The organism is Paenibacillus glacialis (genome assembly GCF_001637205.1).
GTDB lineage: Bacteria > Bacillota > Bacilli > Paenibacillales > Paenibacillaceae > Paenibacillus_AQ > Paenibacillus_AQ glacialis.
Map to the genome: position 1 here is coordinate 63,210 of NZ_LVJH01000027.1, position 26,215 is coordinate 89,424.

At 40.8% G+C, this 26,215-nt stretch carries 23 protein-coding genes and 1 pseudogene; 7 read left to right on the forward strand and 17 right to left on the reverse strand.

Going from position 1 to position 26,215, the window contains the following annotated elements; translation table 11 throughout:
• Positions 1-70: 70 nt before the first annotated feature.
• From PGLA_RS15415 to PGLA_RS15440, 5 genes are all read right to left on the reverse strand, one after another.
• The gene (locus tag PGLA_RS15415) at positions 71-466 is read right to left on the reverse strand and encodes a cytidine deaminase (protein WP_068534255.1); all 396 of its coding nucleotides are present in this window, start codon (positions 464-466) and stop codon (positions 71-73) included.
• A gap of 57 nt (positions 467-523) precedes the next feature.
• The gene (deoC, locus tag PGLA_RS15420; RefSeq protein WP_425415390.1) at positions 524-1,192 is read right to left on the reverse strand and encodes a deoxyribose-phosphate aldolase; all 669 of its coding nucleotides are present in this window, start codon (positions 1,190-1,192) and stop codon (positions 524-526) included.
• 233 nt (positions 1,193-1,425) lie between these two features.
• Entirely contained in the window at positions 1,426-2,361 is a 936-nt protein-coding gene (locus PGLA_RS15425; RefSeq protein WP_068534257.1) for a DNA-binding transcriptional repressor DeoR, read from the reverse strand.
• 115 nt (positions 2,362-2,476) lie between these two features.
• Entirely contained in the window at positions 2,477-2,755 is a 279-nt protein-coding gene (locus PGLA_RS15430; protein WP_068534259.1) for a hypothetical protein, read from the reverse strand.
• Between the two features lie 885 nt (positions 2,756-3,640).
• On the reverse strand, positions 3,641-6,934 hold the full coding sequence (locus PGLA_RS15440) for an endonuclease (RefSeq protein WP_068534262.1): 3,294 nt from the start codon (positions 6,932-6,934) through the stop codon (positions 3,641-3,643).
• 239 nt (positions 6,935-7,173) lie between these two features.
• Here PGLA_RS15440 and PGLA_RS15445 point away from each other — a divergent pair, with 239 nt between their 5' ends.
• Positions 7,174-7,353, forward strand: a complete 180-nt coding sequence (locus tag PGLA_RS15445; RefSeq protein WP_068534264.1) for a hypothetical protein — start codon at positions 7,174-7,176, stop codon at positions 7,351-7,353.
• A 125-nt stretch (positions 7,354-7,478) separates the two neighbouring features.
• On the opposite strand, the pseudogene PGLA_RS29050 reads toward PGLA_RS15445, so the two are convergent.
• Together PGLA_RS29050 and PGLA_RS15450 are read right to left on the reverse strand one after the other, a co-directional pair.
• A pseudogene (locus PGLA_RS29050) lies at positions 7,479-7,733 on the reverse strand (LLM class flavin-dependent oxidoreductase); the annotation flags it as partial.
• Positions 7,724-8,275, reverse strand: a complete 552-nt coding sequence (locus tag PGLA_RS15450) for a GNAT family N-acetyltransferase (RefSeq protein ID WP_068534265.1) — start codon at positions 8,273-8,275, stop codon at positions 7,724-7,726. The pseudogene PGLA_RS29050 and the gene PGLA_RS15450, both read right to left, overlap by 10 nt.
• A gap of 293 nt (positions 8,276-8,568) precedes the next feature.
• On the opposite strand from PGLA_RS15450, the gene PGLA_RS15455 reads away from it, so the two are divergent.
• A complete protein-coding gene (locus PGLA_RS15455; RefSeq protein ID WP_425415391.1) occupies positions 8,569-9,000 on the forward strand; it encodes a pyridoxamine 5'-phosphate oxidase family protein in 432 nt (143 codons plus the stop codon).
• A 78-nt stretch (positions 9,001-9,078) separates the two neighbouring features.
• On the forward strand, positions 9,079-9,294 hold the full coding sequence (locus tag PGLA_RS15460; protein WP_068534268.1) for a hypothetical protein: 216 nt from the start codon (positions 9,079-9,081) through the stop codon (positions 9,292-9,294).
• 123 nt (positions 9,295-9,417) lie between these two features.
• Here the strand turns inward: PGLA_RS15460 and PGLA_RS15465 are convergent, their stop codons facing one another.
• The 4 genes from PGLA_RS15465 to PGLA_RS15480 form a co-directional block, all read right to left on the reverse strand.
• A complete protein-coding gene (locus PGLA_RS15465; protein WP_425415396.1) occupies positions 9,418-10,548 on the reverse strand; it encodes a rhamnogalacturonan acetylesterase in 1,131 nt (376 codons plus the stop codon).
• Positions 10,549-11,015: 467 nt separating this feature from the next.
• Positions 11,016-11,684 (reverse strand): fructose-6-phosphate aldolase, encoded by a 669-nt coding sequence (fsa, locus tag PGLA_RS15470; RefSeq protein WP_068534272.1) that lies wholly within the window; start codon positions 11,682-11,684, stop codon positions 11,016-11,018.
• Positions 11,685-12,018: 334 nt separating this feature from the next.
• Positions 12,019-13,461 carry a DHA2 family efflux MFS transporter permease subunit gene (locus PGLA_RS15475; protein WP_068534432.1) on the reverse strand — a complete coding sequence of 481 codons (1,443 nt, stop codon included), beginning with the start codon at positions 13,459-13,461 and terminating at the stop codon, positions 12,019-12,021.
• Positions 13,462-13,506: 45 nt separating this feature from the next.
• Positions 13,507-14,076, reverse strand: coding sequence for a TetR/AcrR family transcriptional regulator (locus PGLA_RS15480; protein WP_245699972.1), 570 nt, complete (start codon positions 14,074-14,076; stop codon positions 13,507-13,509).
• 421 nt (positions 14,077-14,497) lie between these two features.
• On the opposite strand from PGLA_RS15480, the gene PGLA_RS15485 reads away from it, so the two are divergent.
• On the forward strand, positions 14,498-15,487 hold the full coding sequence (locus PGLA_RS15485; RefSeq protein WP_068534274.1) for an ABC transporter substrate-binding protein: 990 nt from the start codon (positions 14,498-14,500) through the stop codon (positions 15,485-15,487).
• Positions 15,488-15,803: 316 nt separating this feature from the next.
• Here PGLA_RS15485 and PGLA_RS15490 read toward each other — a convergent pair whose 3' ends face one another.
• The 4 genes from PGLA_RS15490 to PGLA_RS15505 all read right to left on the reverse strand — a co-directional run bounded on the left by PGLA_RS15490 (position 15,804) and on the right by PGLA_RS15505 (position 18,967).
• Entirely contained in the window at positions 15,804-16,532 is a 729-nt protein-coding gene (locus PGLA_RS15490) for a metallophosphoesterase family protein (protein ID WP_068534276.1), read from the reverse strand.
• A gap of 37 nt (positions 16,533-16,569) precedes the next feature.
• Positions 16,570-17,043, reverse strand: coding sequence for a DinB family protein (locus tag PGLA_RS15495; RefSeq protein ID WP_245699975.1), 474 nt, complete (start codon positions 17,041-17,043; stop codon positions 16,570-16,572).
• A 15-nt stretch (positions 17,044-17,058) separates the two neighbouring features.
• Positions 17,059-17,892, reverse strand: a complete 834-nt coding sequence (locus tag PGLA_RS15500) for a DUF2785 domain-containing protein (protein WP_068534278.1) — start codon at positions 17,890-17,892, stop codon at positions 17,059-17,061.
• A 232-nt stretch (positions 17,893-18,124) separates the two neighbouring features.
• On the reverse strand, positions 18,125-18,967 hold the full coding sequence (locus PGLA_RS15505; RefSeq protein ID WP_068534280.1) for an aldo/keto reductase: 843 nt from the start codon (positions 18,965-18,967) through the stop codon (positions 18,125-18,127).
• 237 nt (positions 18,968-19,204) lie between these two features.
• Here PGLA_RS15505 and PGLA_RS15510 point away from each other — a divergent pair, with 237 nt between their 5' ends.
• Complete coding sequence (locus PGLA_RS15510) at positions 19,205-20,050, forward strand: sulfurtransferase (protein WP_068534282.1); 846 nt, start codon at positions 19,205-19,207, stop codon at positions 20,048-20,050.
• A 295-nt stretch (positions 20,051-20,345) separates the two neighbouring features.
• Here the strand turns inward: PGLA_RS15510 and PGLA_RS15515 are convergent, their stop codons facing one another.
• On the reverse strand, positions 20,346-21,425 hold the full coding sequence (locus PGLA_RS15515; protein ID WP_068534284.1) for an NAD(P)/FAD-dependent oxidoreductase: 1,080 nt from the start codon (positions 21,423-21,425) through the stop codon (positions 20,346-20,348).
• 1,181 nt (positions 21,426-22,606) lie between these two features.
• Between PGLA_RS15515 and PGLA_RS15525 the strand changes: the two genes are divergently transcribed.
• Complete coding sequence (locus PGLA_RS15525; RefSeq protein WP_068534285.1) at positions 22,607-24,880, forward strand: preprotein translocase subunit SecA; 2,274 nt, start codon at positions 22,607-22,609, stop codon at positions 24,878-24,880.
• Between the two features lie 66 nt (positions 24,881-24,946).
• Here PGLA_RS15525 and PGLA_RS15530 read toward each other — a convergent pair whose 3' ends face one another.
• Positions 24,947-25,132 (reverse strand): hypothetical protein, encoded by a 186-nt coding sequence (locus tag PGLA_RS15530; RefSeq protein WP_068534286.1) that lies wholly within the window; start codon positions 25,130-25,132, stop codon positions 24,947-24,949.
• Positions 25,133-25,577: 445 nt separating this feature from the next.
• Here PGLA_RS15530 and PGLA_RS15535 point away from each other — a divergent pair, with 445 nt between their 5' ends.
• A complete protein-coding gene (locus tag PGLA_RS15535; protein WP_068534287.1) occupies positions 25,578-25,796 on the forward strand; it encodes a hypothetical protein in 219 nt (72 codons plus the stop codon).
• Positions 25,797-26,215 lie beyond the last annotated feature (419 nt).

The window sequence follows — 26,215 nt, forward strand, 5'->3', positions numbered from 1 at the left end:
TAGTAAATAATTGAGTTATATTACATTAAAATGGTGTGAAGCGCTTACATATTTGACCAAAAAAACCAAATTATTTATTCATATCCTTAGATTGGAATGCTCCCGGCAAAAGCTGTGCCATGGTCCATTCTTCTGTATTTCCATGCAGATTCGTTAAATAAATCTTGGTATTCTCATCACAAAACTCCGCCAATACTTGCCGGCAGGCACCACAAGGTGAAACGGGACCTTCTGTATCTGCTACCACAGCAATGGCTTCAATAATATGTTCTCCTTCTGAGACTGCTTTAAAAATAGCTGTACGTTCTGCACAATTAGTTAGTCCAAAAGAAGCATTCTCAATATTACATCCTGTATAAATCCGCTTGCTTCCTGTTAATACAGCAGCTCCAACTGCAAAATGGGAATATGGGATATGGGCATGCTTTCGTGCCTCTATTGCTTCTTTAATCAACTGTTCCTTCATTGTTATTCCCCCTGTAAGGCTGCTCCATGATGGAGCAGCACAGATATACAAATATAATTAGTACGACGACGATGATTGCTCGCCTTCCATTATTTTCACGCCTGAACTAGCACCGATTCTGGATGCACCTGCCGCAATCAATTTTTCCATATCTTCAAGGTTGCGAACTCCTCCGGAAGCTTTAACTCCGATATTTTCACCTACAGTTTTGCGCATCAGAGCCACATCCTCAACCGTTGCTCCTCCAGTCGAGAATCCCGTCGATGTTTTAACAAATTCAGCCCCAGCTTTAACCGATAGTTCACAAGCCAATTTCTTTTCTTCATCCGTCAAGAGACAAGCTTCAATAATTACTTTTACAAGCGCTTTGTCAGTTGCGGCATCAACGACCCCTTTAATATCTTGTACAACATAATCATAATCTCCGTCTTTCAAAGCAGCGATGTTAATAACTACATCAACCTCATCCGCTCCACACTCAATGGCATTGCTTGCTTCAAAAGCTTTGGTTGCACTAGTATTCGCTCCAAGTGGAAATCCTATCACCGTACACACATTCACTTTGCTATTCGCCAACTGTTCAGCAGCATAAGCTACCCATGTTGGATTCACACATACGGATGCAAATTCATATTTTTTAGCTTCTTCTGTTAATTTTGTAATTTCATTCTTTGTTGCGTCTGCACGTAAAAGCGTATGATCGATCATTCCTGATAAGTTAATCATTTCGTCATCACCCTTCTTTTATACGAATCCTTAAGTACATGTTTACAATACCACCATGTTGAACATTTGTAAACACCTTATTGAAATTATGTTCAATAGAGTTTTTTTCTTGATCCCTTTATCATTTGGTTATCTTATTACTTACCCAAATATATAACAAGCCTTCAACACCAGTAAAAATTGGCATTAAAAGCTCATTTCCATCCTATACTTAATAAAATCATTGCTCTGATTTATCTTAACAACGTTTGAGCAGTGAATTGATCCGTAATTAATATGTTCGCATACTTACCTGCAAGCGCAGCTTGAATAGCTTCAATTTTGCGTTGCCCTCCTGCAATAAGAATAGATTTTTCTTTTTTTCTAAGTTCAGAAAGATCAATTCCTACCGTACGATTATTGATTGCCTCACTACATATTTCCCCTTCAGTATTGAAGAACCGCGAGCAAATATCTCCCGCCCCCGTACGTCCGAGCAATTCCTTCTCTTGTTCATTGAAATAACCTAGTCGGAATAGAAGCGCATTCTCCTGTACAGTCCCAACCGTAAAAGCAGCAATATTCGCTTGTCTACCTAATTCAATGATCCGCCCAATGTGTCGGTCTTCCTCTACCATTCGTTTTACTTCGATACTATCGAAAATAACAGGTAAAGGTAAATAACGTGCAATCGTCTGGAATGCCTCTGCGAATAAATTCACGATTTCAGCAGCGTACGTATTCACTTGAGAATGACTTACTCCGCCCTTTAATTGGACCACTTCTACGCCTTTCAGTGGTTTCGATTGTAAATGAAGAGCTACAGAATGCATGGTTGTTCCCCACGTAACTCCGATAATATCTCCATCTTGTACGATCTCATGAATAAATTCAGCTGCTTTTTTGCTGATATGTTTTTTGATTTCTTCATATTCATTGAGTGGTGAATAACATAACTGAACCGTATCTAATTGGTAGCGATTCTTCAGTTCACTCGCTAATATATCCAAGTCTTCTCGGGGGTCAATAATATCAATTCTCACATATCCTTTTTCTTTCGCATGCTGTAGTAATCTAGAAACTGTCGGCCGGGATACACCCAATAAGCTCGCAATCTGTTGCTGACTATAATCAGACTGGTAATATAGTCTTGCCGCTTCAATACTTAAGCGTTGCTTCTCACTATCCATTGTTATCCAACTCACTTATTTTATTTGTCCCACTATGTATCCTCTAATTATACATAGTTCCGCTTGGTTTTATATATGAATTAACGGTGGAAAATCCAAAAGCTATCGCACACGTTTATTTTAGCTCTTTAAAAGAATCAATAAATACTCTTGGGTCTGCTCTCACCGTGTAAGGGTATACGCCTTGCTTGGTGTGTAGATATAGGAAACCTCCTTCGCCGCCGATATTTCTATACGACATGTCAAATACATCCTCTATGGGAAACTCTTGATATTGAGTCATTACTTTATCTTCATACAAATACATATCGCGATCATTTACTACCGTCATTTGTTCGGTACTGGTAACTTTTCTATGAATTTTGTAATACGATTGTTTAGCGATCCAATTCATTGTGGCTCCCTTCATGATGTCCTAAATTACTATTGTTAATATCTATTATACCTAGAAAATGTTCATGAGTTAAATCAAAGATAAATTCGACTATTGACATCCATGATATAACCGTTTTATTTCAAGTGACTGCCGTCGCACAAAAATGAGAGTCCATTCGGACTCTCATTACGTTATTACAAGAGCACACCAGCAAGAATGAATACTTGCTTGCTCAGAAAATCAGTTTACTATCTCTTTTACTTGTTCGGAGTATACTCCATTTTTGACCGTTTGAAAGATATACCAGTATTGCTTATTAGAACTCACAGTAGTGTTATCCCACAAGACGGTGGTTCCTTTTGTCAATTGTTTCTTGAATACCTCAACCAAATTGGTTCTGTTAAGTTTAATAACCCGAACATAATCATAATCAGTCGTGGGATTCGTCCACTCGAGAGTTACTGGGTTAGTACTGGTAATATGAAGGTTGGTGACTGGGTCCGGCGCGGCCGCCGAGGCGATCGGAATAATCGAAAACATCAGAATGAAGCATAAAACCAGGATACGGAAAACCGAGTGTTGCGGCCTACTTTTCAATAACAACATCTTTATTCCTCCTTTGATATAGAAAATATATAATTATTTTGCGATTAACGAGTGCTCCTCCTTTCATTCTGTTGTCAGTTTTCGATTGTATATCTATAACTATATTAACATATATTGTTAATAAAAAGATCGATATTCTATTAAATTTTAAATTAATTTAGTTTATTCCTTTATCATTCATTGATAAATGGTATGTTATAACGAACGATTGTTTAATCCAAAAGAACCAGTTCATCACACAATTCTGTGTTTAGGCTGGTTCTTTTTGTATATGAGATGAAATGCTAATTCGGTCTCTTATTTCACGACATTAATCGTAATAGTGTTACCTGAAGTTGCTCCCGCAGCATTAATCAATTCGCTCCGATATTCATACTTGCCTGGCGCTCTGCCTGACAATGCTGTCACTGCACTTTGCGCACTTGACGCTGTCTCCACGAGATTCTTAGTATCGATTAATACGCCATTCTCATATAGTCGATATTCCGAACCGTTCGTTCCCCACCACATGTTCATCGTAACATTATAATTCCCGTCTCCATCCCAATTATCGTGAGACAACACAGATTGTGCAGGAGTAGCTGCGGATATCGTTACAATGAGTTCATTGCTTGTCGTTGTGCCGAATGCATTCGTTAATTCAGCAGTATACTTATAAGTCCCATTGGTTCTTCCCGTTATTTCAGTCTTTACGCTTTGGGCAGAAGGCGAAGCATCTGTTAAGTTCTGTGTGTTAATGAGTACACCATTCTCATATAGTTTGAACTCACTACCGTTATTGCCCCACCATAAATCCATTGTTACCGTGTAATTACCATTCTTAAATCCATTAACATTTCCACTCGTATCGGATAATACGGGTTTACCTGGTAACCCCGTTGCTAGAGGATTACTAACTTTGAAGTTAATACTTCTCTCAGATTGATTGCCAGCTAGATCGAGCACGATATATTGAATGGTATGAACACCTAGACCAAGGTCTGCAGCTTTCACTACATCACCACTATTGATTTCTTTACCATCTAATAATAACTTTTGTGTTGATAGGCCAGACAACGAATCCGTACTTACAAGCTCATACTTCAGAACATCCTCTAGTTTTACATCAGTTACCTCTTTACCGTTTTGAGTGACAGTTACTGAAGGTGCTGTCTTGTCCAATTTCACTTGCAAAGACTGCACCGCTTCAATTAGACCAGTAGCTGTCGAGGAATAATACTGAATCGTATGAATTCCATCTGTTTGGAAGTTAATTGGCCCCGTATAAGATACTTCTGATCCACCATTTATAGTATATTTCGTCGAAATGATATCCGTTTGACTCCCCTTTGCCGCCAATGTAAGTGTTACATCGTTGTTGTACCAACCATTCAGATTAGGTACGGAGGAGAATGAAGCCGTTGTAACGGGTACGATCGGTACAACAGAACTAGCGAAGTCGCTGCTACCTCTAGGTTTTAATTGATATACACCTTTGAAGATTGCTGATACCCCTGTCACATCAACAACTTGTCCTTCTTTATAAGAAAAGTCTGCTAAATTCAAGCCAGTTCGTACGTCTACTCTTACATGAGTGCTTACAGATCCGTTAACTGCATCGAATTCAAAAGAACCCGTAGGCGTTGCACCGATGATATTGCGAATCGTAACATCACGAAGTTGTACGAGTTGTCCTTGGTTCGCATCATTCGCACTTGCTACTTGCGGAACTGGAAGAGAAGTTGTTCCTGTCTTAACAATAGCAATGGGATCAATCAGTTCAAGTTCTGTGTTATAGAGTGCAAGTGGCGCTGTTATTTTCACAGTATCGCCTTGATGAAATCCGCTTAGTTGTTGAAAAACATAGATGCCTGCTGTTTCATCTTGAAGATAAAATGCCTGACCCCCAAAGGAACCTGGTTCAGTCGTAACAACACCTTCGACTGTCACGGTTGTTCCCAGAGCTTTATTACGAGCTTCAGCAAGCGTAATTTTGCTCGGAATTGGATTTCCTTCAGCCGGTAGTTCCTCAGCAGGAACATTGGCTAACTGGACCGATGAAGTGAGGAGATTGTTACCATTTTGTCTCAGTCTGAGATTAGCCGCACCCAGTGTCCCAGGCTTAATTCTAACCGTAAGGTCTTTATAGGCACGTCCATTTGCATTCGATGTTAAGCTATAAGTCGAACTATAAGCAAAAGCGGATGGCCAAGTACCGTCTTCATTTTGAACCTTAGCCACTTGTGTCCCACCACTTGTCAGGTAAATACCAGTACTGAATCCTGTCACGGTAGTATTCGCTGCTAGGTTGTCGACGACTACGCGTATTTTGAAATCCTGGGCGTTAGGAAGTTGAGCTTGATGTACAAAGCTGTAAGTCACAGCAGCACTAGGTGTTGAACTTCCATAAGATCCAGGTTTAAACGTCGAACTATCCCACCATTTGTAGCCAGCAGCAGGTGCTGACCATGGTTCTGATTGAGGTTCTGTTGAAGTCTCTGGCGTTTCAATAGGTAACAACACGGTCTTCTGATCAAGCTGTAAGTTGCTTACCTGATTTAGATTTGTATAACTTTCTTTCTTGGATAACCAGTTAACGATATTAACCAATAACACACCATCATTTTGTTCTTTAAAACCGTCATAAGTTGTTTTTTTCGTGCCTGTTTCTTCACGTAGGTATTTAGGTGTTGCATCTTCAACTGGTGAGGAATCTCCAATAAATGCAGCTTTCCCCGCCCCCACTTTGGATACAGCCGCATATGGACCTTCGGCGACTCCGCCACCATTATATACCCCTTGATCAACAGCATTTGGCCAAGCTTGATTTGTATTAGGAAGATACACAATTCCTTTGGCCATGGTTGGGTCCATTATCGCAAGTGTTGATCCAGCGTGCATGGCAACTGTCGATACACCTGACGTAATTCCAAAGGCTTGGTTAGGTGCTACGATATTATTCGCTGTAATATCACCTAACGCATTATAGCGAAAACGAACACCGAACTTCGACCCAAGCCAGTCAGAACTTACAACACCCTGCATAGCTGCAGAATTACGTTCGTCTGTGCTCATTCCTTTGGCAGGATCGACCCATGCACCACGACGATAACCATTCATCGCCTCTGATCCGTCCCATCGATTCTTGTTACGATCTGCATTATAGTGATCTCCTATGAAGAAGATACTGTTACCGCCTTGCACATATTGTTCCATAGCAATTTGTTCACTTTGTTTAAAGGGAATATTAGCTTCTGCAATGACGAACACATCATAGTCTTTCAAATCATTGTAGGTAATTGGGGTTGTTTTACGAAGTTCTTTCACATCGTAACCATTGTTCGCTAGTGCATTTCCGAAATCTGAAAAGGCTCCATCAATGACCCAGTCGGCCGCCCCAGCTGTCTGTCCATGCGTGTTGTCGAATAGAACCTTCTTACCTGCATTTTCATTGACAACTTTAGCTTGGATGTAAGGTGCCGCGTCAGTTGGTCCCTCTGCGAATACTGATGGATTACCACTATTCAACCCTACTTGAAACGATAACGCCAAAGACACTGCAATTGCTGACTTCACAAATCCGGCTTGGAATCTAGTAAACTTTCTCATCATATTCCTCCCATGATTAAAGACTAGTAATTCAACTTCAGTCTATCATGGAAACACTTCTAAAAGTGTTCATATTTGTTAAAATAATGTAATAATTTTGCGAACAATCAATTATATCATCTGTAATTTAGTATCTATATCGCCAACTAATTTATTCGAATTTAACGAAATTATCATATTCTATTAACAATATTAATATATTCTTTTAATACCGCATTCAATCATTAAAGGAGGAATAAATCATGATTAATGATATCCATAAAACCTTGTGGATGACGATATTTCTACGTTGTCCTGATCAAGATAAACAAAAATGTATTGCTGAAGTTGTACAATCTAATGATATAAAAATAATGGATAGCATTCGCTTTCACCTAAGTATGAGGAATCAGCTCCATTTACTTAGGAGTGAACCTAGCTGAATATCCTTTGTACGAATCTACCTTTTATTCACCCATTCACTCCATCAACTCATTTCAAATAGACACATACCAGAGTGATCTGGCATGTGTCTATTTGTGTATATATCTTCCTTAGAAAGGTTAGACTGTTCAGCATTACCTACCAATATGGGCCCATTCTCAATATTGTCCGCTAAATCTTTAAAAGGTAATTGGTTGTGCTGTGCCGCTCTGTTGCCTGAAACGCATTATTATATGGACGGAATCGTTTAATGGCTTCTTCAGATGTGTTCGCAAGATATAGACTACTTGCACCTGATTGCACCTGAGTCAACAATGGCGTTCTTGGGATCATGACCGTAATAAGACAAACGCTCACGGTAATGATCCATCAATGCTCTTGTTCTGATTCTTTTTCGATCTCTTTCTCTTGAAGATATATTTCGAATCCAGAAGGATTTACTATTTTTCTTAGAAGATGCATCGTTCCATCCCCTTTTTCTGAATCGAAAGCCTTAATACGCTCATAACCTTTCCGTTCATACATGGGAAGAAGCCACGGATGTTTCTCTGCTGTCGCAAGTGTGACTGCTGATGCTCCAAGCTTATCTCGAATAATGGTCTCCTCTACCCATGTGAGTAGTTTGCTGCCAATACCTGTCGCTTGGGCAGCAGGATCTACTGCAAACCACATGATGAATGGTAAATCGGTGATGAACTTAATCTCATTTCCCTTATTTAGAGTTACTGTGGCCTTAATCTCTCCGTCAACCTCAAGGACATAACACTCATTCTTAAGTATATTGTTTTCGATCAAATCATGGTCAGCATGTGCAGCAGGCCATTTGAGGTCTAGTTCACGAATGGTAACGTAAGCCTCATAAGTTACATAAACAAGTCTTTCAATATCCTCAACCGTTGCCAGTCTGTATATTTCACTCATATATTTCAACTCATTCCATTTAGATTTATTGAATTTTCATTAAATTTGTATAATTCGCATCGAATTAATCAGAATTTAATTAAACTCACTTTAACATCTTCTATTACAACATACTAATTGATTATATCTATCTCTATATACATAAATCAAATATGAATGAATGTTCTAATTAACAGTTAATTGGAAATAAATCATTTTTCATAGTAGATTATCAACACCACTTCAGGTTATGATTACCTTTTAAGATCATGATAAAGAAGGTGAACCGAATCTTACATAAACTCTCTACACCTTTGCTCGAATTATTAAATGGACAGAACCTGCCTGACAAACAGCATGAAGCTATCCTACTTCTATCTATGGACGAGAATCAGTTTCCCCATGTTGCTATGATTAGTGTCGGTGAAATTGTTGCTATCGATGAAACCGAACTTCGACTTAGCTTATGGCGAAATACTGTAACCACAACGAATCTTAGTCGAACCGGTCAAGCCACATTCGTTGTAATTTTTGAAGGTGTTGCTTATTATGTCAAGATTTCAGTACAAGAAATGTTTATCTCAGATGCTAGACATGATCGACAATGCTTTGTGGCCAAAGTAGTGTCGTTCCGTGCAGATGTTGCTAAATATGCGGATATTGTATCAGGCGTACGTATTAATCTCAAAGAACCTGAACCAGTACTTCAGCGATGGGAAGAAACTGTAGCAGATCTACTTAGATAATTATTGTTCAAACCATTCGAAACATGTTACGGGAATGGATAATCGCCGTTTGGCAAAATAAAAAGAGGAGTTGTTGAAATGCCTTATTCTATTTTGTATTTTATCATTATCTTTATTGCCTTAATTGGTGGGGTTGGCACGTTTGTCATTGGAACTTCAAAAGAAAACAATAAAAGAAATCCTGAATATACTCGAAGAACAAAACGTAATTTAGGTAAACTCTCCTTATTTTATATTGTCGCATTTATTGCTGGGGTTGGGGGTTTAGTGATATATCTTTCTGTTAGAATATAGCGATTTAAAGTTTACCAAAAATGATTTGAAATACATAATTGATTAGTCATAGTTAATGCAAAAGAGACAGCGAAATACGCTGTCTTTTTCTTTTGACTTTGAATCATCATTTGTGTAACATTTCTAAAAACCATCTATGCCTTGATTTCCTAAGTCCTCAACAACAATTCTTGCGAGTTCTTTTGCACCCTCACGTGTAGGATGTAATCCATCAGCTAGAAAAAGAGCGCTTGTTGCCTCTGGTCCTATGGATGTGTAATACGCTGAACTGAGAATGTTTAAGTCAACGAGATGTGTACCTTCCTCACGTGCCAAGTCTAGAATGGTTCCACGATAAAACTTATTTTCTGATGAGTGAATTCCATATTCGTTAAAGTCTGATGCTAATCCTTGCGGGGTGGCTAGAATAACTGTTGCACCCGTTGCTTTCACTTTTTGAATCATATCACGCATATTGAACTTAAATTCTTCTTCGGTAATCGTGCTCTTGGGATGCGTATCATTAATTCCTAATTGCAGGATGAAATAATCCCCAGGTTTAATATAGTTAGCGATAGCTTCTAATTGACCATCATTTCGGAATCCCCTTGAAGCCTGTCCAGCCGTAGCCATGTTTCTCAGCTGAAATGTATCCTTTTTTATATATCGGAATAACATTTGTCCCCACCCACCACGCTCACTGGTCATTAATGGATAAAAATTACATACTGTTGAATCTCCACCAATATAGACTGTTCTATTCGTAACTGGTTCTTCTGACAATTGTTTAATCTCCAAAGAACTTAATGTGTAGGCGGTTCCTGCCTCACCTGCTGTGACAAGTAGGTTTAATTGACCATCTGTAATCGGAATCTGAAATTTATCTGTTGGGTTGTTCCCCGTCATATTCATAATTTGATAAACCTCTTCCGCAGCTACACTTGCTTTTACCGTATCTCCTAAAGTTACAGTTACCTCATACAGTCCATTGGGAAGATCAATGTTAAAAGTATTCGTGCTCTTTGTACCCGAAGTTATAAATTGAACTGCATCACGGTTGACGCCTATTCCCGAGCTTTTCACATTCTTCATTTTATCTGGTGTGTTAAATCCGTATCCTTTAATCTTTGTATATCCCTCAGCTGCGCTTACACCTATGTAACCTGGTACAACACTTTCGTTCCCGAAGTCAAACTTATACGAACTTGCTTCTGCATCTACCTGCTTAACGTTTACTGGTCCAAGTAATGTCGTTGTCAATAATATCGTACTCAAGAGTGTTATTAATCTGCCGGTCTTCACTATTAGTCCCCCTTATGAATGACGAATCTTGTCGTTAATATGATGATTTTAGTAAATATTTCATATGTTCTAAAGAATATCACAATAAAACGTAATTTAAAACATCACTGACATAAGTTGCCCAATTAGGATGATTAGGATGATTCAATCCTCTTTTAATGTTGCTTTTTCTTTCAGAACGGGTTAGGAGATGTACCTCTTTAAACGAATAGATAGATCAAAATGTTGCATTTTGTAATGTGACTAGAGAGCGTTCCATTTTCTGTTGTGAATTTTTCATATGATGTATTTTTATTATGTTTGACCCCTTCTTTTAGAAAATCTTTCTTCTCTAAATCAAAAAACCTGACGAATGCGGTATCGTCAGGTTCATTGTTATGCCCTATCTCTAAATGAGCGTAGGAGCATAAATTGTGAATTATAAAACACAAAATTTAATCCTAGTTCTTAGGTGCTTTTACCCAGTCGGCAGCAAATTTCTCCATGCCTTGATCAGTTAATGGGTGTTTCGTAAGTTGCTCAATGACACTATAAGGAACGGTTGCAATGTGGGCACCTGCCATAGCTACACGAGTTACGTGATCCGGATGACGAACTGATGCGGCAATGATTTGTGCATCTAGGTTGTGTATTCGGAACAATTCTGCAATTTTAGATACCAACAACACGCCGTCTTCAGAAATATCATCCAACCGACCTAAGAAAGGCGATACATATGTAGCACCGGCACGAGCAGCAAGAAGTGCTTGATTCACAGTGAACACTAAGGTGACATTGGTTTTAACTCCTTTTTGATTTAGATAACGACAAGTCTCAAGACCAGCAATATTCATAGGAACTTTGATCGTAATATTCTTGTCTCCACCATTAATCTTAACGAGTTCATTTGCCTCAGCAATCATTTCTTCAGCCGTGATAGCATCCGGTGTTACTTCAGCAGATACAGATTCAACCTCAGGAACTAATTTCAAGATTTCTTCAATGCGATCCTCAAACTTCACACCTTCTTTTGCTACTAAAGACGGATTAGTTGTAACACCAGAAAGAACTCCGATCTTATACGCCTTTTTGATATCCTCTACATTTGCCGAATCGATAAAGAATTTCATGAACAATTACCTCCTGGTTTTTATAAAAATTATGGATCATAACCCCACACCAACCCTATTCATTTTCCGCTCCATCAAGAATTGATTTTAGGGTTAATCACTATTAAATTATAATAGTAATGATATTTTTTTCCAATGCATTTACTCTGATCATTCCGAATATAGCTTTAACTTTCTCATATCAATTTATGCTTCAGCATTGTCATAACATATGAGCCCTTTCCATCAACCTCCCTCTCTACCTTCAACGCTATGATTTCCACTAAATTTCTGATTTCCGCACAAAAAAAGACCCGCATAAGTTACATGCGAGCCTTTTGAATTTCCATTACATTTATTTCTGGTGTTGAACAATGACACGTTTGATAAAGAAAGCGATAATAAAACCAACAATACCAATAGTCATTGCGAAGAGGAATGCCCCTTGTACACCTTGCGTAAATGCTGCAAGCATATGCGATGGATCCTCAGGATTCGTGATACCACTCATATAACTCTTCTGCCCCGCTGCCATAATACTAACAGCAAGTGCTGTACCGATCGCACCAGCTACCTGTTGCAACGTATTCATGATCGCCGTACCATCAGGGTAAAGTTCTCGAGGAAGTTGATTAATCCCATTCGTCTGAGCTGGCATGAACACCATCGAAACCCCGATCATTAATGTGCTGTGTAGCACGATAATGAATGCGATGGTAGAAGTTGCTGAGATGCTTGAGAAGAACCAAAGTGTAACACTAACAATGGCAAGACCCGGAATCACAAGCCACTTCGGTCCATATTTATCGAATAACCGTCCCATAATGGGTGACATAATTCCATTAATAATACCACCCGGAAGAAGAATTAGACCGGCTTTGAATGCAGTATAACCTTGACCTCGTATCAAATACATCGGAAGGATCAACATGGATGATAAGATAACCATCATACAAAGGAATACCATAAGAACTCCCATAGAGAACATTGGAAATTTAAATGCACGTAGATTTATCATTGGTTGTTTCATATACTTTTGTCGAATTCCGAATAGCGCTAGAGAAACGACGCCAATAATGATGGAAATAATAACCTTAGGGCTACTCCATCCTGCAGCTTCACCCGCACTACTAAAACCAAATACGATTCCACCGAAACCAGCAGATGACAAAAGAATAGATAATGCATCAATTTTTGGCTTAGTAATCTTAGTTACATTTTGCATAAATAGAATTCCACACACCAAAGAGATAATAAGGAATGGCAAAGCCAACCAGAAGATCCAATGCCAACTTAAATTCTCAATAAGAAGTCCTGCGATCGTTGGCCCAATGGCTGGTGCAACCATAATAACTAGACCAATCATTCCCATTGCAGCGCCACGTTTCTCTGCTGGAAAAATAATCAATATCGTATTAAACATAAGTGGCAGTAACAATCCCGTTCCTACCGCTTGAACTACTCTTGCCGTAAGCAACATCTCAAAAGATGGAGCTAATGCTGCTATTAATGTACCTAATATGGAGAAAGCAAGCGATGTGACGAACAGCTGTCTTGTTGTAAACCACTGTAATAGCATTCCTGAGACTGGAACTAGCATACCTAGTGTTAATAGATATCCTGTCGTTAACCATTGTGCCGTTGCTGGTGTAATGCTAAGCAGCTGCATTAAGTCACTAAGCGCGACATTTAATGCTGTTTCACTGAACATCCCGATAAATCCACTTAATAATAATGCAATAAGTATTGGTAATGCCTTGATTTTCTTTGGGTCTATTTGTGTTGTTTCTTGTTGCATGGTTGCTTCCAAACAGTCCATCCTCCTAATATTCTCTATCTCTATTTAGTTTATTAAATATGCTACGTACTTCGATGCGCTCATGAGCGTTTGCTCATTTCGATTGGTAAGGGTAAGTATAAGTGCTCCTTCAAGAAGGGATAATACCATGGAAGCCACCTCGACGGATTTGACTTCTACCATTCCCTCCTTTTGAAGATTTAAGGCTATAAGATCTTGCCAGTCTTTAAATACAGCTTGTGAATCTGTTCTCAGGTTCATGCTTATACATGATGTTTCTACAGCTGCCCAAAAGCTAAACGGCATAAATCCTTCGAACTGAGACTCAACAGCCTCTTCACCCACACTCTGAATGAATGCTTGTATCGCTTCTACTGCATTACTCGCATTTGCAAAGCATTGATTTAACTTTTCTAATACCACTACTCGTGTATGCTCAATACATTCCGAAGCAAGTCCCTCTTTCCCTTCAGGGAAATAATAATAAAGTGATCCTTTGGGACAATCGCTTTCCTTGATAATCTGATTCAATCCAGTAGCATGATAACCCTGTGTGAAAAAAAGCCTTGAAGCAGTGTCCACAATCATTTCACGTGAATTTGACTTCTTTGTCACCGTTCTACTCCTCTCATTATAACAATTGGTCTATATAATATAATCATGGTTTGAACGCTAGAGTCAATCCATTTTTATTTAAAATTAAAGATTTTGAACATGTAATGATTTCCATGAAAAATTTCATACCATATGAAATAAGAATCCCAAGAGATTAAAAATGACTTGTAGATAGGTCACTTTCCCCAAATTGTCCTTCCTACAAATACTACCTGCTATCCAAGAGGCTACGAATTGATAATTCTCTGGGCTAAGACTCAGCGTGAGGACAATGGTCGCAGCACTGATCGCAGCAGCCATCGGATAGAAGGAAATAATTGTTTCATTAGCTGTATTGACACAAAATAAGGTGTTTGTTATAGTTCTAACTGATAATGATTCCCATTATCAATAATTATACATATCTTCTAGGAGGTTCATCATGTTAAAGAAACAATCATTATTTTTCGTTGCAACACTAATAGTAATACTATCCATGTTGATAACGGCATGTGGAGGGAAGAACAATGCAACGAGTAATGCTCCTAAGGAAGAAAAGGTTACCCCATCTGAATCAGTGACGGAGGCACCTGCTGCTTTAAGAACCTATGAGACCGCTAAGGGAAAAGTTGAAATACCTGTCAAACCTCAACGGATCGTCACGGATTATTATGCTGGTGAGTTGCTCTCTGTGGGTGCTAATGTTGTTGGTGTTGAACCTACAGCTTTTGATAACCCTTTTTTAACCGATTTACTTAAAGACGCGAAAGATGTGGGTACACCCGTTAATCCTGAGAAAGTATTGGAACTACAACCCGATCTAATTGTAGTTATGTATGATGAGAACTATGAGGCGTTATCCAAAATTGCGCCAACGATACACATTCCATATGGTACTACTTCTAACATTACTGAAACTGTTAAATTCTTCGGTGACATCGTAGGTGATTCAGAAAAAGCTGAGCAATTCATTGCTAATTTTGAGCAGAAAGCTAAAGAAGGTCGTGACAAACTTGAAGGTGTCATTGATAAGAATGCTACATTCGGCATCTATGAACTGACCGATAAAGACGAACTCTGGATCTTTGGAGACAATGCTGGACGTGCAGGTCAAGTATTGTATAATGCACTACAGTTAAACAAACCACATAAAGACAGTAATGGCGAACAAACCTTACAACTCTCCATGGAATTACTCCCAGAATATGCAGCAGATTATATGTTTCTGACAACATATGACCCTGAGAAAAAAGGTGATGCATTAAAAAAATTACAGTCTTCACCTGTGTGGAAGAACTTAGATTCCATAAAGAATAATACATTATTCTACAACGACTTTGATACATTCTACCGTTATGATCCGATTGCTATCGTTGGACAAATTGATCTTATCGTAGATATGTTAATTGAACGAAGTAAAGAGAATAAATAACAATTTATGATAAGTTATTAAACAACCCACCCGCCTCAAGGACTATCCAAGAGGTGGGTGGGTTGTTTAATTAATATTTCGCAGTCTCGATTATAGACATTGCTTACGATTACACTTTAGCTTTCAAATGATAACATTTGCTTACAAAATCACCATGAAGATACGGGATATGTAGTCCACCTTGCATCTGTTTGTCTCCCCCGTATGTCGTTCTGAAGGATACGAAGACCCCTTATTATTCTCGAAAATGTTCAAGAAAATAAAAGGAACCTCGCCTAAGGCGTATGGAAATACGACGTAGATGGTGACTACGTGTTTATTTCAGTCCCCGGTACACGGCTGTTCTAAGCTCATTCTTATATTCCTCAAGTGTTGGCATATCCGTGTTCATCGCTTGTTGAATTGCGAGCTCAATATCATAAGGAACTCTCACAAACTGAATATTAAAGGGAGCCGGATCTATGCTATGCATTTCACCTTCCATGATGACATAGGAGGCCAATGTCATATCCAATGGATTCCCTACACTTCCTACATTTATTAATGTCTTCCCCCTAAGATGCTGCATGTAAGCATTATGAATATCCCCATAGGCTACGACATCCGCTGATACAGCTTGCTCGCAACGATCAGAACTTTCAAATAAGGATTCTCGGCGTTCTTGCTCGTCCCATGGTTGAATTCGTTCGTATAAACTTCTCGGTGAGGCATGGAAGAGCCTTATGAATTTACCACTCATGACAAATTCGATAGCAAACGGAAGTTCGCGTAAGAATTGAAGACGTTCTTCACCCAATGCAGCTTGATGCCAACGTACGACAGCTAATTCACTTTCTGATGCAATGAACTCATCCCAATTCCCACTAACGGTATGTTCACAGTGAGCTCTCACGGTATCTACAACGAGGGCAGAACTGGGACCTTTACCAATTAAATCTCCCAGACAATAAATGCTAGTAATGCCTCGTTGCCCAATATCTTTCAGCACAGCTTCTAAAGCTGGCATATTTCCATGTATATCAGAAATGATTGCAATACGCTCCATGTGTTTATCTCCGTTCTTCTTTTTCAAGCCTACAAATCTATTGAAATAAAGCGACTAACGGATCTCTTACATTTTGCGCTAACATGCTATGCAATTGACCTCTATGATGATATACATGTGCTACTATCTCCAATAACCACTCATATCTACTATAAGATACTCCCCAATAGGATGTCTTGATTTCATGCAATTCTTCTTGCGTGTATCCAGCATACACTTGATATAAATACTGGTAGTTCGCACTCAAATCTCTACGAATTTCCGACAACGTGATCGGTTCGTTACGCTTGTAAAATTCACTCATCTCATCAATCGTAGCTTCACAAGATATCACGTAATCTGCTCTACATATGACTGCAATATGAATAAGTACTTCCATCATAGATCTCTTATTCGTGATCGGGCATTTCGATAGTTCTTCTTCCGTAAATTGTTCACTCATGTGAATGAGAGACTGAATCGCGATGTTGAGTTGATTAAATATAGGCGTTATGATCATCTCTTCATTCATGGTTGGTATTCCCCTTTATTTCTTATCTAGCATCTGGAGCGTTTCAACAACGGTAACGGTGAACCTTTCCAATTGTGGGTCATCTAATATTCGGAAATACAAACTTCGTAACAAACACTTCATATTTATATATTGAATATCATCTTCCGAATGGCTTCCGATCTTCTTCCTTTTACCCAAGCTTTGAATCCAACTCGTAATTTCATGATCTTCCAGTAACTCTCGATTAAATACACTTATGATTGCACTAACATTTCGTTCATCTTCTTTATGAATATATACATAGTTATTCACAAGAAACTTGGGTTGAATGGCATTTAAAATATCAATCAAGTCTTCTTTTTCTAGAAAAGGAGATCGCGCAATCGCTTCAAATCCATCAGATACGTGCGCAATGGAATGAGCCCAACCCTTTTCTTCCACATATCCTCTAAAGTCTTGCTCAAGATCAATGTATTTAATCAGTTTATTCTTAATCAACATGATATCTTCTTTGGATAAAAAAGGTCGTTCTCTATCCTTCCCCATGACCAGTGGAATGATAAGTACGGAGAAAGTACGAGTGAAGACAGAATCACTCTCTTTCTCCCCAATCCCATAGAATAAGTGTTGTTCATCTAAACAAATATGTAACAGTTCTCTTACTTGTTCATCCGTAAATTCACCACGATCGACCCACTCTGCAAACGTCGAATAGATCAGATTATCACGCAATTCAGAATCAACATCACCGATATACTTCATCATTTCCAATCCGATCTCGAATGCATTCAAAGACACCGGTACTTTATATTCATCTTTCTCGATTTGAATCAATTTTTCTTTTAATTGTGTGTTGCTACTAGTCATCGTTATCCCCCTGTAAATAATATTGTAGGATGTTATATCCAATATTTCAATAATTTGTTTCCTATTAAAAGAATACTATAAACCCAATTATCCAAACAGTAAAAATAAGGGAACAACAGAAAAAACCGTCCTCATTAGAGGACGATCATCCATATCTTTACTAAGATTCATAACGTACATTTACAAATAGAGTTTGCAAGTCCGTATGAGTTAGATTGTTAGTGTAGCGAGTTTAGAAATTGAAATTATCAGGATCTGGACCTGTACGGAGATTCTCATTCAAGGCGTTGATCTGCTCCATATCCTCTGCTGACAATTCAAAGTTGAATACATCTGCATTCTCAATGATACGGTGTTCTGTAGTAGACTTAGGTATCGTGACAACGCCATTCTGGAGATCCCAACGCAAGATGACTTGAGCAACCGATTTGCCAAGTTTGTTCGCTAACTCTTGTAGTGTGGAATTGTCCAATAATTTACCTTGCATTAGTGGTGACCATGCTTCTAATTGAATGCCTTGTTCCTTACAGAATGTGTGTAATTCCAGTTGAGCTAAACGAGGATGATACTCGATTTGATTGACCATCGGCTTGATCTCCGCATCTGGCAAAAGATCCTGTAGGTGATGTACATGAAAGTTACTTACGCCAATGGCACGTACACGTCCATCTTTATATAGTTGCTCTAGCGCTCTCCAAGTGTCTTTGTATTTCCCATTCACTGGCCAATGCACAAGATATAGATCTAATTTCTCTAATCCTAAATTCGTCATCGTAGTCTCAAAAGCAGCCAATGTAGATTCATATCCTTGATCAGAATTCCATACCTTGGAGGTAATAAATAGATCATCACGTGATAGTCCCGATTCTTCCAAGGCTTCACGTACCGCTTGACCTACGCCTTCTTCATTTTTGTATACAGCCGCTGTATCAATACTGCGATAGCCATTCTTAATCGCTGTTTTCACAGCTTGAATAACTTCATCACCATCTTGTGCTTTGTATACTCCTAATCCGAACCATGGCATCTTCACTCCGTTGTGAAGTGTCGTTGTAGCTTGTAAGTTATTTGGCATGTGAGTGAACCTCCTAAAAGTTTTGTAGCGTTACTTGGAATTATACTTCGTCAAAACTACTTCGTAAGCATTACAAAGTTTTGTAGCGATACTACAGTTAATGCTTCGTCAAAACTACTTCGGAAGCGTTAACTAGCATTTGTAGTCCTCTTTATATTACACTTAATATAAAGAATATACCCAAAGTTTACTAGTATTTATATTTATCATAATAACGTTAAAAGGCGGTGTCAAATCATGACCTCTATCATTTCGAAACAGTGGTTACTTGCTAGGTTATATGAAACAGATCTTGTCATTGTAGATTGCCGATTTGTGATGGGACAACCCGAAGCTGGACGTATTGCTTATGAGGAAGAACATATTCCCGGTGCAATTTATCTCGATCTAGAGACAGACCTCTCTAGTCCAATTGAAGAACATGGTGGTAGACATCCCCTACCTGATATGGAAAGCTTCAGAAAAACCCTTGAACGTGCAGGAATTAATAACGAATCACGAATTGTAGCTTATGATGATCAAGGTGGTGCCATGGCTTCTCGCCTCTGGTGGCTTCTTAAATATATTGGTCATTCCGAGACATATATCATGAATGAAGGATTCACGGATTGGAAACAAGCAGGTTATCCTCTGACCAATAAGCAACCTATTCGAATACCTCAGTCCTTCACTTCACACATTCAACATGACATGGTTGTTACTATGGAAGAAGTGAGAACGTCTACACTTGACCACACTTCTCTTATTATCGATTCCAGAGAAACTAATCGATACTTAGGGTTGGAAGAGCCTATCGATCTTGTTGCAGGTCATATTCCAAGTGCTATTAATAGATTCTGGAAAGAACTTAAGAATGAACACGGTGCTTGGAAGTCACCGGATGAACTACAAGCACATTTCAAGGATATCCCGAAAGATCAAGAAATCATCGTCTATTGCGGCTCTGGTGTTACTGCCTGTCCCAATATCCTCGGACTCGTAGAGTCTGGATTTACGAAAGTAAAATTGTATGCGGGAAGCTGGAGCGATTGGATTAGCTATGAGGAGAATCCGGTCGCGACGGGAGAAGAGGAGAAGGCGTAAGCAGTTATACAGGTTGTGACAAGGAGTACGTCGTCGCTCATGTGATGATGTACTCCTTTGCTTTGTGTCCAGGAGTATCGAGGGCAACACGAAGTCAACGAATGGGGGTGAACGTACTTACAAAACGGTAATGTTGATTTTGGGGAGTTTTGTATTCTACATTCTGGTCCCCCAACTTTTGAAAGTTGAAAGACACTGCGATTTTGCTCATGTCGGACGACCACCATCGTTATGCTGGAGCTGTATGTTGCTCTACAGCGCCTCACTTGCATGCGATTCCACTTGATTCACAACCTCACGCGCGAGAAACAGCGGGATCATCCCTTAAGTGGTCCTTAAATCGGGAGAGTCGACAAGGGTCTAATTCACTTCTTGCTTCCCGATCGATTATTTCACTTGCAGCCAGACGCGCAATCAGCGGCGCCAGCGTAATCGCAGAATGCATCACCGTAAGATAAAGTCCCTTTATATGATCATGGAAGCCCACGATCGGATAGCCGTCTTCAGGCATTGGTCTCATCCCGACCTTGATGCTTTCCAGTTTCAATTGCTTCCCGCCCTTCAGACTGCGCCGCAACGTCTCGAACGCTCGCTTGCCGACCGCCTCTGGCCCGTTTTCCTCCGACTCGTCGATATAATCTTCCGCAGCCAGCAACGTATGATCCGTCAGTTGACGCGCTTCAAATTGCGCATTTGAGATTAATGTGCGTATCAGCCTATTCGCAGTTTTCATTCGAATCAGAATGGAAGGCGACGGCGTTACCGGCACGGGATAACCTAACGGGTCGCAAAGTTCGGGTACGCCCGTGCCTGCGGCCAATACCACGACATCCGACTCCAAAAAACCCTTGGAAGTATGGACGCCGACCAGGCAGGAATCTTCTTGCTGCAGCTGTGTAACGTTAGTACCGAACTGAACCTTTGCTCCGTACTCCCGCGCTTTGCTCAACAACAGCTCCGTTAACCCTATCGGATCCACCGCACCTTCTTCACTGGCAAACATCGCTTCATCCGGATATTCCTCCAGATTCGGTTCCAATGCCTCAAGCTGCTCCCGGTTTAATTTTTGAAAGCGGAGTTGCTCCCTTAGGGTCGGATTGCCCCAAGTCAACGCTCCGTGCCAATGAATTTGCAGTTCGGACAACTCTTGCTGAATCGCATGATATTCTTCACAAGCCGCATCGTACAAATGCCAGTATTCAGGAGCCACCCTATGCGTCGTATGTATCCAGGCAAAAGATTTTTCCGTGACTTCACGCGCCGCGGCGGGGTGTCGTTCAATAACGGTTACATCTTGATTTCGTTTGGCCAGCTGATAGGCCATAGACGCCCCGATAATCCCTGCGCCAATAATCACGATTTTTTGTTTTCTCAATAATTACTCCCCCTTTGTCACCCTATTGTAACATAGGCGTCATGATAATCCGACGTCATAACATACGAGGGTAGCTGGAGCGACTGGATTAGTTATGAGGGGAATCCGGTGGCTACTGGGGAAGAATAGGGCCGCGAGGGATTTGGATAAGTAGTTTTGTGGACTGGACTGGGTGATGAGTAAGCTGCCTAGTTTAGTCCTTTTTAGGTTCTTTTGCAAACAATCTGCAAACAAGAACTCGAAGAAAATAGTTGCATAGTACCCAGAAGTATCCACCTTATAGCAACCGAAATAAGCTGGTGTTGAATGCTTAGAGTTTTAAGATTGAAATACTGAGGAAGTAATATTGATTCACGTTTCAATAGTCACTATCATTTGTCCCAATTGCATTTAATAGAATTTATTGGTAGATTGAATCCAAGGAAAAAATTGGTTATTAGATTTCGAAGAGTATCTGAACTCTGAATAAGAAATGGTGCAATCCTCTATATCTAACTATTTGAGATACATCAGACGCTTTTTAGATATCGCCGATTCCATTACTTCTAATATTAATGCTCATCAGTTCTTCGAAACCTCAAACATTGAAGCTTACTATAAATATAAATCAGGCAGTATAGCCGCGTCTGATTCTATTAAAACGGGTAGGTGACAGTCCGTGGTGAGTTGGGGAAGTCAAATAGACGCTGCTGTTTGGAAGTATGTGGTTTTGTTTGTTCTCGCTGCGCTCCCTTGGCTCGATGTATTTCTTGTCGTACCTCTAGGCATTTCGTGGGGTTTATCTCCGATTGGAGTAGGCATCATCGGATTCGCCGGCAACCTGTTAACTGTTAACTGTTATCGTGTTATGCATTTTCTCTCGGCAGGTTTCAGCCTGGCGGGAAAAACGCAGGATGGCCAAGGCAAAGGAGACTTTGGGAACGATATGGCCTCCCGTGTTGGCTCTTCTAGCCCCCCTCGCCGCGGGCACTGACATAGCCGCTGCAATAGCGCTTGGCTCGGTTTTTTGCCAAAACGCGTCCTCGGCTGGATGGCGGTCAGCCTTGCGTTTTGGAGCACGGTGATAGCGGTAGGTGCGGTATATGGTTTTGCTTATATGAAGTGGATTTGAACCTGATGGGTGACAGATCAGCGCAAATATTGTTCTAAGCGTATTTCTATAGAGGGGAGATCAAATTCCTATGAATATAGCCGTCAAGTTGATGCATAAATTCAAAGACCGCGATAACCAGAATAAGCTGAAAGTCTATCAGGACAAAGCGGAGCTCATTAGGAAACGGAATTTGGAAGCATGGGACGATCAACAGCTTCAAGCGGAATCCCTCCGGCTGAAAAAGGAAGCAAAATCGGGTACGCCTTTGGACGAGCTGCTTGTCGATGCATATGCGTTAGTCTGCGAGGCAGCGAAGAGAAAGCTCGGATTACAGCCTTACGATGTCCAGATCATGGCTGCCATCGCTTTGCACGAGAGATTTTTGATCGAGCAGCATACAGGCGAAGGAAAAACGCTCTCTGCTGTTATGCCTGCTTATCTAAATGCGCTAACCGGCGAAGGCGTTCATGTCCTGACTTTTAACGATTATTTGGCAAATCGAGATGCGGAGTGGATGGGCCCGATCTATCGTTTCCTCGGGCTAACGGTAAACTCGGTTCAAGCGGGCATGAGCTTGTCCGAGAAACGGGAAGCGTACGACGCGGATATAACCTATGTTACGGCCAAAGAGGCGGGATTTGATTATTTGCGCGACACGATCGCATTAAACGAAGCCGATACCGTGCATCGTCCTTTCCACTACGTCATCGTCGACGAAGCGGATTCTTTGCTTCTTGACGAAGCGCGGGTGCCGCTAGTCATCGCCGGCGAACCGGGCTCTTTCGGCAACGACGGAAACGAGGGCATTCGTTTCGCAGAAGTGGCTCACCAGCTCTCGCAAGTAGAGTATTACGACTTCGACGAGTTCATGCGGAACGTTTATTTAAATGAAGCTGGCTCTGCGAAAGCGGAATCGCTACTGGGATGCGGCAATTTGTACGAAAGCCATAATAGTCATTTGTTAATGTCGTTAAATTGCGCGCTGCATGCGGAATTGTTATTGAAAAACGACGTCGATTACATCGTACGGGATGGTAATATCGAGCTGATCGACGAATATACCGGCCGTGTGGCGGAGAACAGGCATTTGCCGGAAGGGCTACAAGCCGCGCTTGCGGCCAAAGAAGGGCTACTGTCGAAAGCCGGCGGGAAAATTCTCGGGACGATCACCCTTCAACACTTCATTAGCCTGTATCCGAGGATTTGCGGAATGACGGCTACCGCGCACGCCTCCGCAATGGAATTCGAAGATATTTATGTGCTTCAGGTCGTGCGAATCCCGCCGAACCGGCCAAACATACGAATAGACTATCCGCACCGGATTTATACCCATAAAGAAGCCAAACTTAAGGCGCTTGTACAAGAGATTTCGTCCGTCCATGCGACGGGACGTCCAATTCTCATTGGTACGTCAAGCGTAGAGGAGTCTGACATACTGGCGGAGGCGCTAGCGGTTGCTGACGTACCTTGCCATGTTCTGAATGCGAAAAACGACGCAAAAGAAGCCGAGATCATCGCCAAAGCGGGAGAAATCGGCGCCGTGACGGTGTCTACGAATATGGCGGGACGCGGCGTCGACATTCGGCTCGGCGGCGGCAACCCCACGCAAACAGAAGTTGTCGCCAAGCTGGGCGGGTTGTACGTGATTGGTACACATGTGAACGAAAGCATGCGGATCGACGACCAACTGCGTGGGCGTTCTGGTCGCCAAGGCGACCCGGGGGCTTCCGCATTTTTCGTAAGCTTGGAGGACGAGTTGATGCTTCGGTTCGGCATCAATAAAGTGATTCGCGCTCCTAGGCAGGATGAGGCTCTCGAAGAGTCGGTGTTCCGCAGCAAAATCACGCATATTCAGCGCGTTATTATGGGCCAAAACTTCGATATCTGCCAGGAACTGAACTGTTATTCGGATATGGTGGAAGATCAGAGGCGAATTCTATACGAGGAGCGGCTTGGAATTTTGAAAGGCGAGAAACTGATGAGCCCTTCGGAGCAGCGGGTCCGGCTTTTTTATATCGACGAGTTCTGGGCTGACCATCTGGCATACGTTTCTTACCTTCGCGAAGGCATCCACTTGGAGAGCCTTGCTAGCCGCAATCCGATCGACGAATTTCATGTGCAAATCACCCAAGCATACGAACAAATTCCGGCTAAAATAAATAGTGAGTCGGCGATTATGCTTGTAAGGCTCGGAGGTTCGAATGATCCGGCGAAGTGGGAAAAGTTCGGTCTGAAGAGCCCTACTTCCACTCGGACTTATATTATCAACGATCAATACATGCAGAATAAGCGTAGCTCATGGACCCCAGTGACCGTTATGGCTTATTGGCTTCGCAAGATTTTGGGGCGGTATTCAATCTGATATACAACTGGTTGAATAGGTATTGATAATTTATCCGCAATAACCGACCCAACCCGGTTGATATCCCTAATCCTCAAGCTCATCCAGCTTCGCTTCCAGTTCAGCCAGCTTGCGATTCGCTTGATCCAATATTTCCTGAAGCTCTGCGGCTTCCGCTCGTTTTATTTCTTTTTTGATGTCCTTAATCTGCTGTTCCAAATAGAGAATATCGGCTTCATTTCCTGAGTTGTTCCAGATCTGTGAATAAGTCATAGCCAGCCTCCTTTTTTCTAATTAAGAAAAGCCTTCCACAAAGTTCAATTGAACTTCAGGAGAGCTTCTTTTTTTCTCTACACATGGATTTCAAGTCCACAATTCAAGCAAAATCCGGTTTCCACTTATCCAGATTAATCGATGCTACTCTTGGAGTCTAGCTAATCAACAACAAAAACCAAACTACATGAGCATCCCCCCAGTCATGCCGCATGTCATGCGAAGTGATTTTATTATCAATCGCACTGGGCAGATTACTCTTCCTATATTCAACTTGGAGTTGATTTTTAATCAATTAAGCGGTTGTTTTGCATTGGGATACTCTACTCTATATTCCAATCAGAAAGAGCGCTCTTTACTTTAATTTAGAGGTGAAGCCATTGAACGTTATCATTGGAAATAAAATCAGGTTGTTGCGAAAGAAAAAAGGGAATCTGAAAGTGCTGTGAATGCTTTAAATCAAATTCCTAAATTTTATTCAACCAAGCTGTCTGAGCTTCCGTTGGTTACTTCTGGGAGTGTTGAATACGAGGCTGCGGAAAAGCAAAAGTGGATTTCCTTTGAAATTCTTTTGCAGATGATGTGGAAGCTTGCAGAATGTTATATAGCAGACGATAAAACACCGAGAGCTGCACTAATGGCACCGGGATGTGATCTCAGATAGACATCACTTATCTCATTGTTTACTTTTTGAGGTTCTATGATGGTTCAAAATCAACATGGAGTCAACAAAGAGCGCATGAAAATGGATACAATGGGGTTCAGACAACCATACTCTCGCATGTCCAAGTAACAGGTAGCTTACTTGCTGGGTGACTTGATCGAATGGGAAGATAACCCTATTCTCACTGGATATGAATGAATGATCGAGTAGCCCCATGAATATAATCATGGGGCTACTCGTATAGGTCTCCTTCACAATAATCACCTTTGGGGTTTAGATCGATGTCCTTGTTCTGATGTATTTAACTCACTGTGCCGCTGACTGCTTTATACTTTTATAACGCTCTTTGCCCCTAGATAATAGCACTCAGAAAAACACAAGTCCCCTGATGCGGTACAGAAACTGAAGAAGAGCAAATT